This window comes from Pseudomonas sp. LFS074 (genome assembly GCF_047978165.1).
Classification (GTDB): Bacteria; Pseudomonadota; Gammaproteobacteria; order Pseudomonadales; family Pseudomonadaceae; genus Aquipseudomonas; species Aquipseudomonas putida_P.
The window spans coordinates 1,658,985-1,675,386 of record NZ_JBFPFV010000001.1 but is presented as its reverse complement, the minus strand read 5'-3'; the positions used below and the strand labels follow the sequence as shown (position 1 = coordinate 1,675,386).

16 protein-coding genes and 4 tRNA genes are annotated in these 16,402 nt (G+C 58.7%); 3 read left to right on the top strand and 17 right to left on the bottom strand.

Annotated features, from left to right (window positions below; genetic code table 11):
• Window positions 1–80 precede the first annotated feature (80 nt).
• Window positions 81–1,793 (bottom strand): hypothetical protein, encoded by a 1,713-nt coding sequence (locus tag ACNQP3_RS07760; protein ID WP_173880932.1) that lies wholly within the window; start codon window positions 1,791–1,793, stop codon window positions 81–83.
• Between the two features lie 28 nt (window positions 1,794–1,821).
• Window positions 1,822–2,634: an abortive infection family protein gene (locus ACNQP3_RS07755; protein WP_232891689.1), complete on the bottom strand. Its 813-nt coding sequence runs from the start codon at window positions 2,632–2,634 to the stop codon at window positions 1,822–1,824.
• Window positions 2,635–2,868: 234 nt separating this feature from the next.
• Between ACNQP3_RS07755 and ACNQP3_RS07750 the strand changes: the two genes are divergently transcribed.
• Window positions 2,869–3,774, top strand: coding sequence for a hypothetical protein (locus ACNQP3_RS07750; RefSeq protein ID WP_173880936.1), 906 nt, complete (start codon window positions 2,869–2,871; stop codon window positions 3,772–3,774).
• 154 nt (window positions 3,775–3,928) lie between these two features.
• Here the strand turns inward: ACNQP3_RS07750 and ACNQP3_RS07745 are convergent, their stop codons facing one another.
• On the bottom strand, window positions 3,929–4,333 hold the full coding sequence (locus ACNQP3_RS07745) for a hypothetical protein (RefSeq protein ID WP_173880938.1): 405 nt from the start codon (window positions 4,331–4,333) through the stop codon (window positions 3,929–3,931).
• A 192-nt stretch (window positions 4,334–4,525) separates the two neighbouring features.
• Between ACNQP3_RS07745 and ACNQP3_RS07740 the strand changes: the two genes are divergently transcribed.
• Window positions 4,526–5,083 (top strand): hypothetical protein, encoded by a 558-nt coding sequence (locus tag ACNQP3_RS07740; RefSeq protein ID WP_173880940.1) that lies wholly within the window; start codon window positions 4,526–4,528, stop codon window positions 5,081–5,083.
• Window positions 5,084–5,528: 445 nt separating this feature from the next.
• Here the strand turns inward: ACNQP3_RS07740 and ACNQP3_RS07735 are convergent, their stop codons facing one another.
• Window positions 5,529–5,879: a hypothetical protein gene (locus ACNQP3_RS07735; protein WP_173880942.1), complete on the bottom strand. Its 351-nt coding sequence runs from the start codon at window positions 5,877–5,879 to the stop codon at window positions 5,529–5,531.
• A 161-nt stretch (window positions 5,880–6,040) separates the two neighbouring features.
• On the opposite strand from ACNQP3_RS07735, the gene ACNQP3_RS07730 reads away from it, so the two are divergent.
• Window positions 6,041–6,337, top strand: coding sequence for a helix-turn-helix domain-containing protein (locus ACNQP3_RS07730; RefSeq protein WP_173880943.1), 297 nt, complete (start codon window positions 6,041–6,043; stop codon window positions 6,335–6,337).
• Between the two features lie 294 nt (window positions 6,338–6,631).
• Here the strand turns inward: ACNQP3_RS07730 and ACNQP3_RS07725 are convergent, their stop codons facing one another.
• The 13 genes from ACNQP3_RS07725 to ACNQP3_RS07665 all read right to left on the bottom strand — a co-directional run bounded on the left by ACNQP3_RS07725 (window position 6,632) and on the right by ACNQP3_RS07665 (window position 16,358).
• Complete coding sequence (locus ACNQP3_RS07725; RefSeq protein WP_012271209.1) at window positions 6,632–7,444, bottom strand: DUF2242 domain-containing protein; 813 nt, start codon at window positions 7,442–7,444, stop codon at window positions 6,632–6,634.
• 201 nt (window positions 7,445–7,645) lie between these two features.
• Window positions 7,646–7,722 (bottom strand) — tRNA-Asp (locus tag ACNQP3_RS07720).
• 141 nt (window positions 7,723–7,863) lie between these two features.
• A tRNA-Asp gene (locus ACNQP3_RS07715) sits at window positions 7,864–7,940 on the bottom strand.
• Window positions 7,941–8,039: 99 nt separating this feature from the next.
• Window positions 8,040–8,116, bottom strand: a tRNA-Asp gene (locus ACNQP3_RS07710).
• A gap of 65 nt (window positions 8,117–8,181) precedes the next feature.
• Window positions 8,182–8,257, bottom strand: a tRNA-Val gene (locus ACNQP3_RS07705).
• Between the two features lie 128 nt (window positions 8,258–8,385).
• Window positions 8,386–9,159 (bottom strand): SDR family oxidoreductase, encoded by a 774-nt coding sequence (locus tag ACNQP3_RS07700; protein ID WP_012271208.1) that lies wholly within the window; start codon window positions 9,157–9,159, stop codon window positions 8,386–8,388.
• On the bottom strand, window positions 9,156–10,367 hold the full coding sequence (locus tag ACNQP3_RS07695) for an O-succinylhomoserine sulfhydrylase (protein WP_012271207.1): 1,212 nt from the start codon (window positions 10,365–10,367) through the stop codon (window positions 9,156–9,158). The genes ACNQP3_RS07700 and ACNQP3_RS07695 overlap by 4 nt, the downstream gene beginning before the upstream one ends.
• 16 nt (window positions 10,368–10,383) lie before the next feature.
• Window positions 10,384–11,889, bottom strand: a complete 1,506-nt coding sequence (gene purF, locus ACNQP3_RS07690) for an amidophosphoribosyltransferase (RefSeq protein WP_012271206.1) — start codon at window positions 11,887–11,889, stop codon at window positions 10,384–10,386.
• Window positions 11,890–11,931: 42 nt separating this feature from the next.
• Window positions 11,932–12,489: a CvpA family protein gene (locus ACNQP3_RS07685; RefSeq protein WP_012271205.1), complete on the bottom strand. Its 558-nt coding sequence runs from the start codon at window positions 12,487–12,489 to the stop codon at window positions 11,932–11,934.
• Window positions 12,490–12,680: 191 nt separating this feature from the next.
• Window positions 12,681–13,331: an SPOR domain-containing protein gene (locus tag ACNQP3_RS07680; RefSeq protein WP_060515085.1), complete on the bottom strand. Its 651-nt coding sequence runs from the start codon at window positions 13,329–13,331 to the stop codon at window positions 12,681–12,683.
• Complete coding sequence (gene folC, locus ACNQP3_RS07675) at window positions 13,315–14,622, bottom strand: bifunctional tetrahydrofolate synthase/dihydrofolate synthase (protein ID WP_060515084.1); 1,308 nt, start codon at window positions 14,620–14,622, stop codon at window positions 13,315–13,317. The genes ACNQP3_RS07680 and folC overlap by 17 nt, the downstream gene beginning before the upstream one ends.
• Window positions 14,622–15,515, bottom strand: a complete 894-nt coding sequence (gene accD / locus ACNQP3_RS07670; RefSeq protein ID WP_012271202.1) for an acetyl-CoA carboxylase, carboxyltransferase subunit beta — start codon at window positions 15,513–15,515, stop codon at window positions 14,622–14,624. Before accD ends, folC begins: the two co-directional genes overlap by 1 nt.
• Window positions 15,516–15,737: 222 nt before the next feature.
• Window positions 15,738–16,358: a phosphoribosylanthranilate isomerase gene (locus ACNQP3_RS07665; protein ID WP_069943353.1), complete on the bottom strand. Its 621-nt coding sequence runs from the start codon at window positions 16,356–16,358 to the stop codon at window positions 15,738–15,740.
• Between the last annotated feature and the right edge of the window lie 44 nt (window positions 16,359–16,402).

Below are 16,402 nucleotides of genomic sequence, written 5' to 3'. Positions count from 1 at the left end.
GCTAGCCTGGCCGCGCAGTGGATTCTAGATATCGCCTACCAGCTCACAGGCGCGAGCTGGTTATGACTACTTCAGCGTCTTCACTCCTCTAGTTCAAAATCCAAGGCTCTCAACACAGCGACAAGGGCTTGATCACAACCTTCGGCAAGGTGAAAGAAATGGGCTCGAAAATTGCCATGGGTAGTTCGGGCTTCTCGAATGGCGACAGCTTTTTTCTCGTGAGTAGCATGACCTCGAATCTCATTGCGTAGCTCATGAAGCCTTCTCATAGGCGCCAGAATTTCCCTGGCATCATCGGCGCTGATCGAGCTTGCCACTAAGATTTCGTACAACAGCTTAAGCGAGCGCCATGTAGACTCGAGAACGCACCCTTTTCCTTCGGCTACTTTGCGCAATGGCTTGTCGAGAAAGCCTTCCACCAAGCATTGATCAAGAGCCATGATTTCATCACCCCATTCCTTGGGTGAATCTGTGGCAGGTGCTAGCACGCTGTCGAGCAACGCCTCTCCGCGAGGGTTCCACCATGCTGGCTTTCGTTTGTCTAGTTCACGCACCTTACGCTTGAGGGAATCCAGCGGCTGATATTCAGTGTACCAATCACCTTCAATATCCGTTCTATATGCTCGCTGAGAGATTGGAGCCTTTGGCCATTCGTTGAAGGCCTTCCAGTACAGCTGCTCATCGTATGGAAGTTTCGAGAGATCCCAGATCCATACATGAACCTGCCCGGCCTCATTGATATCGTAAGACTTCAGAAACCAAGCCCCTCTGCAAGAAATGCTCCGGTCTTCCAGCGTGTATTTTTCCGGATCCCCTTTGAAGCGATTAAGCACCTCTGCCCTGAAAAAAGCCGGCGAAATCTGCCAGGGAAGATCGCTTTCCTCGAAATAACTGACGATGTGCTCGGGGCTGCAAGAGGTCTCGACCTGGCGGTCATTTTTGCGGTCATAGATTTTAAAGACCGCATAATCACGATCTGGATCATCGTCAAAATCCTTGCGCCACACTTCTTCTTGCTCTTCAACCGTGGTCCTTGACCTAACCACCATAGCCCCATTCGCGAAGCTAGCTCGCCTTATCGATCCACCGTGGAAAAACAGATCCGACTCGTCTCGGTGATATCGAGTGGCGCCATGCCAGCTGTCGAAGCTACCCGGCACGTATCTGGTGAAATCAAATTTTAGGACCAACGCCAAGTCCGCAAGGGCCATGTAGTTGTCCAAATCTTTACGAAGAATCGTGACAACCTCGCGACCCTCTATCTGGTCGGGAACTGCCAACGTCAAGATTCTGATGACATCTTCGATGTCGCCATTGTCGTTGAGCCGACAGTACGCTTTCCGCTCTTCGACATAATGGACGTCGAGGCAATGCACGAGCTTTTGGTTAATCTCGATCGGCGTTGGTCCGGTATGAACTCCCTCAAGACGTCGACGGATGACAAGTGGCTCCCCCCCAGCTAAGGCAGATCCGCTGTCATCAGGGAAAGCGGGTTCAATGTAGACGCGGTGTCCTTCACTTGAACTCCAGGACCTTTGAATGCACCAGGTTGCATTGGTAGTTAGCGTAAGATTATGTAGCGCACTCCCATCTGGCGGAGTGACATTGTCAATTGGGGCGAGCGCCCCCACGATGAGCAGGAAGGGTGCACTCACGTAAATCACAATCTCGTCTGATTCCGCGTTTGCTGTTATGTACTGCACAGCCTGCTCAGCATTTACATACCAAGGATCATCCTGGTCTTTCGGAGCCGTCGCCAAAGCAATCAAAGGTTTGGTATCGAAACGACGCATGTCCACTCCCGCAAGCTGGTTGATGATTTCAGGTGTTGGTCCGGTAAGCCTGATCGTGCAAAAAGATGATCGCAGAAGCAGTCATATTCATCGTGTACTTCGCCACGTGCTCCGGCACTACCTTCTGCACCTCCCCGGCCCCATGCGACGTGCTCACTTTGTTACGAAGCGTACCGACGGTCATCAGTGGCTGCTCCCAGAAAGAGTCCATCGCCGTCTTCTCCATAATGGTACGAATAAGCTTGGCTGTTGTGTCTCCCTGGGAATACCCGAAACCCTTCTGGCCGCAGATCACCTTCATGACGCTCTCATAGCTGCTGTTGCACTTGGTGACGCAGTCACCGAATTTTCCGTGCCGAAAATCCTCCAGAGCTGCCATGAACTCGGAATTGGCATTAAGGAAAGCTGGCTGACGTAAAAGCTTCAGAGCGGGCTCAATCGCCGTCTCGTGGATAGCTTGGCTTTCCCTTGGGATAACCTTCGCGTGCACACGAATTCCGGTGAACTTAGTGAGCTCTCCCCTGTACATTTTCTCAGTGGTTTGCCATACCGGTTTCGTAACGAAATAGGGAAGATCGTCAATGTTCAAAAACTCGTTTAAACGATCAATCACAGGCTCATGGTAACCGCCGATGTAATGCCATCCGTCCTGATGGACAAGATACTCAATGGCATCAAGGAAATGAGGGTCACTGCAAGTGTGCAGAAAGCTGAAGGCGTCATCAGCGTAGGAGACGTTCTTGTTTCCAGATAGGTTTTGGCGCCCGGTGAGATAGGAGAGCTTATCGTGTAGAAACTCAAGGGTCTCGACCATTCCGGGGCCCACGTCGCGGATGAGCATGAACGTCCTTTGCCGAAATTGCTCTGTAAGCTGCTTTTTCGGCTGGCTCTGACTATCCTTGCGGCGCGAAAAAACATTGAAAATATTCCCAATCACCGCAGTACCCTGCCTCCGTTTAAAGGAACATCATAGACAGGAAAGATATCCCATTGCCATCACAGTGCTTGTGACCGCTGCTACCGCGAGCCAGCACGGTATGCATGGCTTTAATCACAGAACCCCAAGGAGTCATCAGTGCTAGATCGGATCGCAGAATGGAAGCGGGTTTTTGAGACCGAGGAGAACGCCATCACTAAGGCGTTGAATCAAATGGCGTGGGACATCGCAGCGTATTCATGTGTCGTAGAGATGGTGCGGCAAGCTCCCACGGTCAGCGGTGAAAAACAGCTAAACATTTTGATCATGGACATGCTGGCGAGCGGATTCTGGGCAGGGACGATGCAGGGAATCCGCAGACTCGTGGAAGTCGAACCTATCCGCGGCCCGAGAAGTGTGTGCTCATTAGGTAGCTTGATCGCTGACATCCGCGCCTCGCGTGGAAAGCTCACGCGCCTAGTATACGTCAGGGATATCGCGGAGCTGAACTACAACTACCACAGTACACACGCCGCTTATGACACCTTTGCTACTGAGCAACTCCAACAGGGAAAGCGTTCGTATTGGGTGCCCTCGAAATACCACTATGAGCTCGCGGTTAAGCGGCACGAGGAGTTCGACTGGCTAAGCGGGGTAAGCGCAGGTGCATCCACACCAGATGATCTAATACGAATCGAGGTATTCGACATGCTGGAGTCCCGCCTAGGCCGGCTTTCGTCCGTCATTGAACATGTGAACGTGGATATCGCCCACGCTGCCACTGAGGCCAGTCGTCAAGGGCGCATGCTGGAGCGGTGGGGTCTGGCAGATGCCAAGCAAGCTTTGCGTGAAATTGCAGAAATCGCCCAGGTAGTGGGCTCCTGGTTCTGCTACAGCGGCGCTGGCACTGTTTTGCCATCCGCCAATTTCGATCAGTTCGCTCATTTGGATAGCCCCTTATTCCAAGGTGACCGTGCCAAGCTGCAGGAGGTTTGGACGGACTTTGATCGCGAAGCACAATCATGGCACCTGGTCGATCCCGCAGAGTGGATGCCGAGCCAATAGCGAATATTGAAAGGATCAGAAAGGCGCTTGACCAACCTCGCTAGGAATCCGCTCACTGGAGTACCTCGCACAGGCTGTCGACCTCAGCGCCCGTTAGCTCATTGCGCGCAGCTTTGCCAAATCAATGGATGAATGACTGACCGGACCAAGTCCCTCATGCGTCCTTTGCGCCATACCCGGCATGGCACTTGGGGCATTCCCACTGACCGACAAATCGGAATTCACTAGCCAAGTCGGTCAAGCGCATCTTGCGTTCATCGCTGTCCCAGCAGGCCGTGCAAAAGCGACCGACCTCGCCTTCAAAGGTATACACCCCCTCTGAGTTATAGGTGGGTTTGCCTTTATCTCGCTGCTCGATCAGCTGCTTCAGCCTGACAATCTCCTCTTGCGCCAATGCCAATTTCATCTTCAACTCCCCAGACTCAAGTTTCGCATCAGCCAAGGCACTGTGAAGATCTGCCAGTATCATTTTGAAATCCGCATCTTCAACCTTTTTCGAAAGGTCTCGCAGCTTCCCTGACGCTTCAAGCGCCTGCTGAATCAGAGCCATCAAATCCATAGAAATACACCACCTTGCTTAGTGATATCGGTTGAACGTAGTCAATTGGATGATTGTAGGTGCGAAAGCGAAAAAGGTTGGCCCCTTAGCCGCTCAGCCAGCCTTTATCAGAAGGCCGTGCCTGAAGGCGATCTTGACCATCTTCATCGTGCCGGCGGAAAATCATCGGCGACCTTAATCCTCGAGCTGAGTATGGATGAGCATCGCGATCCACCTGTACGACTCGACTATTTCCGCTTAGTCAAACGCCTCAACGAGCATCTGGCCAGCCTTGGTCAGGAGCGCATAGATGAGGACATACAGGAAGCTTGGGCCGGGTACTTTCAGGAAATGGCCCTCACTCAGGACGAAATCGACACTATCGGCCCTTGGTACAGCAAGCATTACTCCATTAGTCTCTCAATCCCTTCGCTGCGTCAGTGCGTGGAGCATCTTCGCCGACACTCCACCTTGCCAGACCGGCGTATCACTGGCGGAACCGAAAGCGATGCGGTCGCCATCCTAGAAGCATGCGCAGCACTGGAGCTCGATAGATATAGGCTTTCCGACGCGCTTTTCCAGGCTGCCGCATTGGTTCATCACGCGGCCTATCGTGTGGATCTTCCAAACATTGATCCAGAATACATCCGGCAGGAGATAGAGGGCCGCGCACGGCTCGCAGATTACTTCTCTCGTGACATTCTCAATGAGGCCCAGAAAGGTGTTGGAGCCGCAGCCAAACTAGGAAGAACGCTTTTTCCACGACATTGAGCATCATGATGCCCCGACCAAGGCGACTGGTACGCTTGGGCGAAAGACTCATTTTTTCTGTCACGGCGTGCGATACGAGACGACTTAGCGAGCAGCCACCGCCGGTCACTTAAGCCTGCGTCGCGATGCCCGTTATAGATTGGTGTGGGCCGGTGAAGATGGGCCGGACCTAAGTGATCCGGCTCAAGCTTGAGCACTAGAAATACAAGAGTGGTGTGATCAGAAACGATAATCGACCCTGAGGCTAGCGCTGCTGGGAGCACCAGGGTAGCTGGAGTTGTCGCATCATGAACGACGGATGGTGAGTGGAGAGCTAGACGCGTACGCGAGCAACAATGACCTTTCGAAATCGCAAGTTCGAACGGGGCGACATTGAAAACTGGGCGTCAGCGTAAGCGGAGCCTCAAGGCTCGTCGGAAAACTGCTAGATTCCTCACTCGGGCACTTAATGCTCCGAATGCAAACGATAAAGTACCTCTTCAAAGCCGTGCGTGCTTCGAGCAGCGGGATCAGGATAGTAATAAACCCTTCCATCCTGGAGAGTGAACCTTACAGCTCCTTCCAGTTGGTTTTGCGCAATCTCTGTAAGAGCATTCATTTCCCATCCCTTGCCTCCTCTTAACCAGCCAGGAGAAACGAGCTGAAGGGATTCCAACGACATCCCCTCCTGACCCGATTCAATCCATGTGATGAGGGATGGTAGAGAATCGATAAACACCGTAGTGCGGGTATCAAAGCCCTCATCACATGTCACCACAGTGGCATGGAACCACGGTGACATTTGAGGCTTCAGCATGACGTGCCACCCACGCTGCCCTGGCTCAAGAAGTGCTGCCAGACCTTTGACCTCCGCCCTGCTGTCGGAAACGAACATAACAATGCCTCAAAATGAACAGTATACTGTGTAGCGATATACTGTTCAAAACGGCTTCATCGTTCCTTTTGCGGATTGAGCAAATGGAACTGAAAAAAGCTTTCGGAAAGGTGTTTCGCTGGTTCCGGAAAGAGCGCGCGATCAGCCAGGATGATTTATCCGAGGTTTCCGGCCGAACCTATATCAGCTCACTCGAACGTGGCATGTATTCTCCGACGATTGAAAAGCTCGACGCCTTGGCGCCGATGCTGCACATTCATCCAGTCACCCTGCTGGTATGCACTTATGCCGAAAGAGAGGGGGTCTCGACCGAGCTTTTGCTAAAACGGGTGCAGGAAGAGATCAATCTGTCGGAAGCGCCTTGGAAATCATCCAACTGACGATGAGTGCCGCATGCCGCTGGGCTTGCAGCGCACAAGTGTAGAGTGCGACACGCTTACCCCCACCAAACAGCAATTCACTCCGAGCATTTCGGTATCTGGCCAACCGCCTGTCGCATTCACAATTCAACATCAAAAAACGTTAGGTCCCATAAGGCACTGAGCCTCATGGCATTTTCTTGAAGTAACGGTTAACGACGCTCCGGAAGAAAGGAGTGATAAACGTAGCAGGTGTTCAGGAAGTTATCGCGGGGTGTCTGTAACAGGGGATGTGTACAGCCTGTACCGGCTTTATCAAAGGGAAGGCGGCACAGCCTCGGCAGGCTGTGCATCCTGCTGCACCTGAATCGGCGCAGCCTCCACGGGCGGTGCGACCGGCTGCGAACCCTGACTGTCATCCACCACCGGTGCCGCGACTGCCTCACTTGCCGGGGAAACAGCCGCAGGCGCGGGTGCAGCTTCCTGGGCAGGGGCAGGCGCCACTGGGTTCGCCGCAGCCTGCTCGGGCAACCCCAGGTCAACCGCCGGCTTTTCAACCTTCGGCACTGGTGCGTCGACCTTGGCCTTTTCGACCTTCTTCGGTTTGGGCAAATAGCTCTCCACCAAGGCGAAATAGCGGTCATAGAACTGCGCCGCAGTCACGGTCTCGCTGGCTACCTTGACCATCGAGTCGTCACTGGAGCCGATCGGCATCGACACCGACCCCAGCACGCCCACACCCAGGCTGGCGGAGGTATTGGACTTTTTCAGTGCATAACGGTCCTGCAGGGCGTTGGCGAACATGGTCGAGCGCTGTTCGTCGCTCACATCCGGCGCGCAGGTGACGTTGAAGCTGATCTGCAGGTGGTTCTCGCTGTTCTGCTGGAAGCTCTTGTTGCCCACCACCTGGTTGGCACCGCTGCTGGTAATGATGTACCCCTGGCTGAGCAAGGCACGCCTGGCCGCCTCGCAAGAGCCAGCATCGCTCACCGGAAAGCTGCGCGAGAACGTACCTGAGTCATCGAAGTTTTCGTGCTCATAGACGGCCGCTTTTTTCGAGGAACAACCGGTCACGCCCGCCAGCACCAGGGCCAGCCCGAGCGCACCAAAGACGGAAGATCTGGTCATTGCGAATTCCGGGTATGTCGAGAAGGTGCCTATTGTGCAACACAGCAGGCAGGCACAGGAACCGCTGGTCGGTGAAGAACCTGTCAGGTTGGTGTAAATCTGGGTAAAGGCAGGCAATTTACCAGGCGCCAGAACGAAAAAAGCGACCCGAAGGTCGCTTTGACGTTGCTTCAAGGCGTTCATGGGGCCTTGAGGCGAAGATGGCGCAGCGGACGGGACTCGAACCCGCGACCCCCGGCGTGACAGGCCGGTATTCTAACCGACTGAACTACCGCTGCGTATCATTCAGGCTTGCGCCCGATTGAAACCTGGGTCTACCCTTGCGCCGCAATGGCATCGGGGCAGGCACAAAAAAAGCGATAACGTGATCGCTTCTCTTGTGTTTGCTTCAAGGTGTTCTAGGGACCTTGAAACGAAGATGGCGCAGCGGACGGGACTCGAACCCGCGACCCCCGGCGTGACAGGCCGGTATTCTAACCGACTGAACTACCGCTGCGTATCGTTCAGGCTCGCGCCTGATTGAAACTGGGATCAGCCCAAGGCATTTGCCTTGTGGCTTCAGACCGGTGCCAGGCACCCATCTGTTACTGAAAAATGGCGCAGCGGACGGGACTCGAACCCGCGACCCCCGGCGTGACAGGCCGGTATTCTAACCGACTGAACTACCGCTGCGCAGTGCGTTCCTCTCTGGCTATCGACTTCTTGCGAACCCGATGCTTTAGGAACATCTCAGGAAGTGGTGGGTGATGACGGGATCGAACCGCCGACCCTCTGCTTGTAAGGCAGATGCTCTCCCGGCTGAGCTAATCACCCTCGCGATGTTGCTTGTTGCGTTTGCTTCGCTGAGGCCGCGAAATTTACGCAGATGGCGGAGCTAAGTCAATAGCCCCATTGAATTTTTTTCAAAAAAGACAAAAGCGGCATAGGTTGGACGGGAAGCCTCAGGTGTAGATCATCTTGCGGGTCATGCCGCCATCGACCACGAACTCCTGGCCGGTGACGAACGCCGCCTGGCGCGACAACAGCCAGGCAACCATGGCCGCCACATCTTCCACCGTCCCTACCCTCCCCGTCGGGTGTTGGGCATGATCGGCCTCGGTCAACGGCTCGGCACGGCGCTGCGACGGGTCACGGGCATCGATCCAGCCCGGGCTCACCGCATTGACGCGAATCTCCGGGCCCAAGCTCATGGCCAGAGCATGGGTCAAAGCCACCAGGCCGCCCTTGCTTGCCGCGTAAGCTTCGGTGTCGGGCTCGGACTGCCGCGCCCGAGTAGACGTCAGGTTGACGATCGCCCCATTGTGCGCACGCAGGTACGGCGCACAATGCTTGGCCAGCAGCATCGGGCCGTTGAGGTTGACCGCCAACACCCGGTTCCATTGCGCCAGGCTCAGGCTTTCGAGGGTCTGGTTGTGCGGGTTGGCAATGGCCGCATTGCACACCAGCGCGTCCAGCCGACCGAACTGCCCGAGCACTTCGGACACCCCGGCACTGACCTGGGCCTCGTCGGCAACGTCCATGGTGATGAACCAGGCGTTGTCACCCAACGCCTTGGCCACCTTGGCGCCGCGCTTGCGGTCCAGGTCACTAAGCACCACCTGCCAACCTTCGCAGATCAACCAAGCGGCAATGCCCAGGCCGATGCCGCGCGCGGCACCGGTGACCAAGGCTACCCGGCCATTGTGGCCTGGGGTACTGCCGCTGATTTCGATCACAGTGCAGCCAGCCCGCGCGCCAGGTCGGCTTGCAGGTCGGCCACGTCTTCCAGGCCTACGGCAACACGGATCAGGCTGTCGCGGATACCCGCAGCTTCACGCTCCTGCGGCGACAGGCGACCATGGGAGGTGGTGGCCGGGTGCGCGATGGTAGTTTTGCTGTCACCCAGGTTGGTGGTGATGGAAATCACCCGGGTGGCATCGATGAAGCGCCAGGCACCCTCTTTACCGCCTTTGACTTCAAAGCTGACCACCGCACCAAAACCGCTCATCTGGCGCTTGGCCAGTTCGTGCTGCGGGTGGCTCGGCAGGCCTGCGTAATGCACCTTTTCCACGCCTTCCTGCTGCTCCAGCCATTCGGCCAGGGCCTGGGCGCTTTCGCAGTGCGCACGCATGCGCAGGCGCAACGTTTCCAGGCCCTTGGTGAAGATCCAGGCGTTGAACGGGCTGAGCGTCGGGCCTGCGGTACGCAGGAAACCGACCACTTCTTTCATCTGCTCGGCACGGCCGGCGACCACACCGCCCATGCAGCGGCCCTGGCCGTCGATGAACTTGGTGGCCGAGTGGAACACGATATCGGCACCCAGTTTCAGCGGCTGCTGCAGCGCCGGGGTGCTGAAGCAGTTGTCCACTACCAGCATGGCGCCATGGGCATGAGCGATTTCACTGAGCGCGGTGATATCGACCAGCTCGGCCAGCGGGTTGGACGGCGATTCGACGATCAGCAGCTTGGTGTTGGCCTTGATGGCCTTCTCCCAGCCATTGAGGTCGACCAGTGGCACGTAGTCCACTTGTACGCCAAAGCGCTTGAAGTACTTCTCGAACAGGCTGATGGTGGAGCCAAACACGCTCTGCGACACCAGTACATGGTCACCGGCGCTGCACAGCGACATGACCACGGCCAGGATTGCCGCCATACCGGTGGACGTACCCACGGCCTGCTCCGCGCCTTCCATTGCAGCCAGGCGCTCCTCGAAGGCACGCACTGAGGGGTTGGTGTAGCGCGAGTAGACGTTGCCCGGCGTTTCGCCGGCAAAGCGCGCAGCAGCATCAGCCGCTGTGCGGAACACATAGCTGGAGGTCAGGAACAGCGCTTCGCTGTGTTCGCCTTCCGGTGTACGGTTTTGACCGGCGCGCACCGCCAGGGTGTCGAAACCGACACCCTCGAGGTCACTGTCCAGTCGCCCGGCATCCCATTGATCCGTCATGCCGTCGCTCCCAAAATCAGTTGTTGTAGAGGTCGATGATCGCGCTGACGGCCTGGTTCTTGACCTTGGCCAGGTCATTACGGGCCTGCTCGATACGCTCGAGGTAGGCTTCGTCGATATCGCCGGTGACGTACTCACCGTTGAACACCGCGCAATCGAAATGATCGATCTTGATCTTGCCGCCACCGACCGAGTCGATCAGGTCTGGCAGATCCTGATAGATCAGCCAATCGGCGCCGATCAACTCGGCCACCTGTTCGGTGGTACGGTTGTGGGCGATCAGTTCGTGAACACTCGGCATGTCGATGCCGTAGACGTTGGGGTAGCGTACTGCAGGGGCTGCGGAGCAGAAGTAGACATTTTTGGCGCCGGCTTCGCGGGCCATCTGGATGATCTGCTTGCAGGTGGTGCCGCGCACGATCGAGTCGTCCACCAGCATCACGTTCTTGCCACGGAATTCCAGCTCGATGGCGTTGAGCTTCTGGCGCACTGACTTTTTGCGCGCGGCCTGGCCGGGCATGATGAAGGTACGGCCGATGTAACGGTTCTTGACGAAACCTTCGCGGAACTTGACGCCCAGGCGGTTGGCCAGTTCCAGCGCAGCAGTGCGGCTGGTATCCGGGATCGGGATGACCACGTCGATATCATGCTCAGGGCGCTCGCGCATGATCTTGTCAGCCAGTTTTTCACCCATGCGCAGACGGGCCTTGTACACCGAGATACCGTCAATGATCGAGTCCGGGCGGGCCAGGTAGACGTGCTCGAAGATGCACGGCTGCAACTTCGGCGCTTCGGCGCATTGCTTGGTGAACAGCTGGCCTTCTTCGGTGATGTACACCGCTTCGCCCGGCGCCAGGTCGCGGATCAGGGTAAAGCCGAGCACGTCCAGGGCCACGCTTTCCGAGGCGATCATGTATTCCACGCCTTCATCGGTATGACGCTGGCCGAACACCACCGGGCGGATGCCGTGGGGGTCGCGGAAGCCGACGATGCCGTAGCCGGTGATCATCGCCACCACGGCGTAACCGCCGACGCAGCGGCTGTGTACATGGGAAACCGCCGCGAACACGTCTTCTTCGGTTGGCTGCAGCTTGCCACGCACCGCCAACTCATGGGCGAACACGTTCAGCAGCACTTCCGAGTCGGAGTTGGTGTTGACGTGGCGCAGGTCGGACTCGTAGATCTCCTTGGCCAACTGCTCGACATTGGTCAGGTTGCCGTTGTGGGCCAGGGTGATGCCGTACGGCGAGTTGACGTAGAACGGCTGGGCCTCGGCCGAGGTCGAGCTGCCCGCCGTCGGGTAGCGCACGTGGCCGATACCGATGCTGCCCACCAGGCGCTGCATGTGGCGCTGCTGGAACACGTCGCGCACCAGGCCATTATCCTTGCGCAGGAACAACCGGCCGTCATGGCTGGTCACGATACCGGCAGCGTCCTGGCCGCGGTGCTGGAGGACCGTAAGCGCGTCATACAGCGCCTGATTGACGTTCGACTTACCGACGATACCGACGATGCCACACATGCGACGCAACCCCTACTTTGACGAAACTTGAGTGAATAGCGCTCAGGGCTTGGACGGCCCGAGCAACTGTTCCTTGAACGGAAGATCAGCGGGAGCGCTGATCAACCCACTGGGCGACCACTGACCGGTGAAACCCAGAATCAGGTTTTTCGACCAATCGGCGACCAAGAGAAATTGTGGTATCAGGCGTGATTCCTGCCACCAGGTGTCCTGTTGAACCGGCCCCAGGCTGATCAGGCCTATGGCCACCACTACCAGCAAGGCCCCGCGCGCGGCACCGAAGGCCATGCCCAGGAAACGATCGGTGCCGGACAGCCCGGTCACGCGGATCAGTTCGCCGACGAGGAAGTTGACCATGGCCCCCACCAGCAAGGTGGCGACGAAAAGAATGGCGCAGCCAGCGATGACGCGCATCGATGGCGTCTGGATATAGCTCTCAAGATACACCGAGAGCGAACCGCCGAACATCCAGGCAACCGCACCGGCAATGATCCAGATGAGCAAGGACAAGGCCTCTTTGACGAAGCCGCGCTTGAGACTGATCAGTGTGGAGACGGCGATGATCGCAATGATCGCCCAATCAACCAAGGTAAATGCCACGGTGCTGCCTGCAGACGTTTGAGGCGGCGCATTTTACCAGAGCAGAGGGCTGGGAGTAAGCGGAATGTCGGGGATTAGCGCCACCTGGGTGTGGGAGCGGCCTTGTGTCGCGAAAGGGCCGCAAAGCGGCCCCAGCAGTTCTGGCTGTACTGCAGAGATCTTAGGGGCCGCGCAGAAGCCTACGGCCTGAATTAGCTGCGTTCTGGCTGGAACCTCACCACAAAGCCCTTGAGGCTGTTCTGGCGATTGATCGCATCACGCACGCGCTCGGCTTCGGCCCGCTCGATCAACGGCCCGACATACACCCGGTTCATGCCACCCGCCGAGCGGATATAAGCGTTGTAACCCTGGCTACGCAGCGTTTGTTGAAGTTTTTCGGCACCGGCACGGTTTGACAGGCTGGCCAGCTGGATCGACCAGCTGACTGGCAGACCATTGACGTCGATCTTCGAAGGCGCTGCCGGCGCTGGGGCTGCAGCGGCCTTGGCCTCGACCTTTGGCGCTGGCGCGGGTGCTTGCGGCTTGGGCGGTTGAACCTGTGCCTGAGTCTGTGGTGACGGGGTAATGGGCTGGCTGGGCGTGCTCGCCGGCGCAGTGGCTTCATCGATCACCACCGGCGCCTGCTGAGGCGCCTCCGGGATCACCTGCGGTTGCGGCACGGCAACCGGCTCCACCTTCACTTCCGGCAGGCTGGGCATGGCCGGTGCCTGCGGGGTTTCGACGTGCACCTGGCGCATCTCGTCCTCGCGGCTGAACAGCATCGGCAGGAAGATCACCGCCAGCGCCACCAGCACCAGCGCACCGACCATGCGCTGCTTCATCCCTTTATCCAGCACTGCCATCTACTCCACCCTCCTGGGCATGCCGCTCCAGCCATTCCAGCGCCTGGGCGACACAGAAAAACGAACCGAACAGCAGGATCTGGTCATCCGCCGTCGCCTGCGCGCATTGCCCTTCAAGGGCGGCGTCGACGCTGGCATAAGACTTCACTGCGGCGCCATGGTTCGTCAAGGCCGTGGCCAGTTCCGCAGCCGGGCGGCTGCGCGGGGTGTCCAGCGGCGCCACTGCCCATTCGTCGACCAGGCCCTGCAGCGGCGCGATAACGCCGCCCAGGTCCTTGTCGGCGAGCAAGCCGAACACCGCGAAACGGCGCCCATTCAGCGGACGGGCCGCCAGGCGGCGGGCCAGGTACTGCGCCGCATGCGGGTTATGCCCGACATCCAGCAACAGCTCAACTGGCTTGCCCTGCCAGTTCAGCTGGCGGCGGTCGAGACGCCCGGTGATACGGGTATCCAGCAATGCCTGGCGAACCTGCGCCGCATCCCACGGCAGCCCCATCAACAGGTAAGCCTGCAACGCCAACGCGGCGTTTTCCATGGGCAGGTCGAGTAAAGGCAGGTCACTCAGCGCTACCTGCGCACCATTGGCCGCGGTACCACGCCAGCTCCAGCTGCCATCGGCGCTGGCCAGGTCGAAATCACGACCGCGCAGGAACAGTGGCGCGGCCAGTTCGCCAGCCTTGTCCAGCAACGGCCGTGGCGGGTCCAGGTCGCCGCACAGGGCCGGCTTGCCGGGGCGGAAGATGCCGGCCTTCTCGAAGGCCACAAGCTCGCGGGTATCGCCCAGGTAATCGACATGGTCGACGCCGATGCTGGTCACCAGGGCCAGGTCGGCGTCCACCACGTTCACGGTGTCCAGCCGGCCACCAAGGCCCACTTCCAGCACCACGGCATCCAGCTGCGACTGGTAGAACAACCAGAACGCGGCCAGCGTACCCATCTCGAAGTAGGTGAGGGAAATATCGCCCCGCGCCGCCTCAACGGCGGCGAAGGCTTCGCACAAGCGCTCATCGCTGGCTTCTTGGCCCTCGATCAGCACCCGCTCGTTGTAACGCAACAGGTGCGGCGAGCTGTACACGCCGACCTTGAGGCCCTGGGCACGCAGCAACGAAGCCACGAAGGCGCAGGTCGAACCTTTGCCGTTTGTGCCTGTTACCGTCACCACGCGTGGCGCCAGCTTGCCCAGCGCCAGCCGGGCAAGCACCTTCTGCGACCGCTCCAGGCCCATGTCGATGGCCGAGGGGTGCAACTGCTCGAGGTAGGCGAGCCATTCGCCCAGGGATCGTTGTTTCATCACGCGACGGCAGCCGCCTCACGCGCTTGCTCCGGGGTGTCCTGGCCGGTCATCTGCGCCAGCAGGCGGGCCAGACGCGGGCGCAACTCGCCACGGGAGATGATCAGGTCGATGGCACCGTGCTCCAGCAGGAACTCGCTGCGCTGGAAGCCTTCTGGCAGCTTCTCGCGGACGGTCTGTTCGATCACGCGCGGGCCGGCGAAGCCGATCAGCGCCTTTGGCTCACCGACGATGACATCGCCGAGCATTGCCAGGCTGGCAGAGACACCACCGTACACCGGGTCGGTCAGCACCGAGATGAACGGGATGCCTTCTTCGCGCAGGCGTGCCAGCACGGCCGAGGTCTTGGCCATCTGCATCAGCGAGATCAACGCCTCCTGCATGCGCGCACCGCCCGAAGCGGAGAAGCAGACCATCGGGCAGCGATGCTCCAGGGCGTAGTTGGCCGCGCGCACGAAACGTTCGCCGACGATGGCGCCCATGGACCCGCCCATGAACGAGAACTCGAAGGCGCTGACCACGATCGGCATGCCCATCAAGGTGCCACTCATGGAGATCAGCGCGTCTTTTTCGCCGGTCTGTTTCTGGGCGCCGGTCAGGCGGTCCTTGTACTTCTTGCCGTCACGGAACTTCAAGCGGTCGACCGGCTCCAGGTCGGCACCCAGTTCGGCACGGCCTTCGGCGTCGAGGAAGATGTCGATGCGCGCACGTGCGCCGATGCGCATGTGGTGGTTGCACTTGGGGCAGACATCCAGGGTCTTTTCCAGCTCCGGACGATACAGCACGGCCTCGCAGGACGGGCACTTGTGCCACAGCCCCTCAGGCACCGAGCTCTTCTTCACCTCGGAACGCATGATCGAAGGGATCAGTTTGTCGACTAACCAGTTGCTCATGCTTTCTTTCTCCAGTATTGGCAGGCGGGGGGCGGTGTCGCCGGCCCTGCCCTGCCCTTGAGCTCAAAATCTTTTACAAAACGATGGTGGACCGGCCGCCGGGGCTTCCAGCGCGCCACTCCACCGCTAATGTGTTTTCTTGCCGCCATAAGCGCTGGCGGCGGCCCCGCAGGGCTGCGAAAGCTATGGACGATGGCGCGCAGCCAGCCGTCACATCTGCCATCACGCCTGCTTCACCGCTCGCATGAACGCCTCGATCTTCGCCGCGTCCTTGATGCCCTTGGCCTGTTCGACGCCGCCACTGACATCCACCGCATAAGGCCGTACCTGGGCAATGGCCTGGCCAACGTTATCGGCTGACAGCCCGCCCGCCAGAATGATCGGCTTGCTCAGGTGCGCCGGTACCAGTGACCAGTCGAACGCTTCACCGGTTCCCCCAGGCACGCCCGCCACGTAGGTATCCAGCAGAATACCGCGGGCACCTGCGTACTGCTTACAGGCCGCCTCCAGGTCGTCGCCAGGGCGCACACGCAGGGCCTTGATCCAGGGGCGGTGGTAGCCTTCGCAGTCCTGCGGGGTTTCGTCGCCGTGGAACTGTAGCAGGTCCAGCGGAACCACTTCGAGGATCTCGTTCAGCTCGCAGCGCGAGGCATTGACGAACAACCCGACCGTGGTCACGAACGGCGGCAGCTCGGCGATGATCGCCCGCGCCTGGCGCACGTCCACCGCCCTCGGGCTTTTGGCATAGAAGACGAAGCCGATGGCATCGGCACCCGCTTCGGCGGCGGCCAGCGCATCTTCGATGCGGGTAATCCCGCAGATCTTGCTGCGAACATAGCTCATGGAACGCGAACCCTGGTTATTGCGGCGAAAGGCCGGATGTTAGC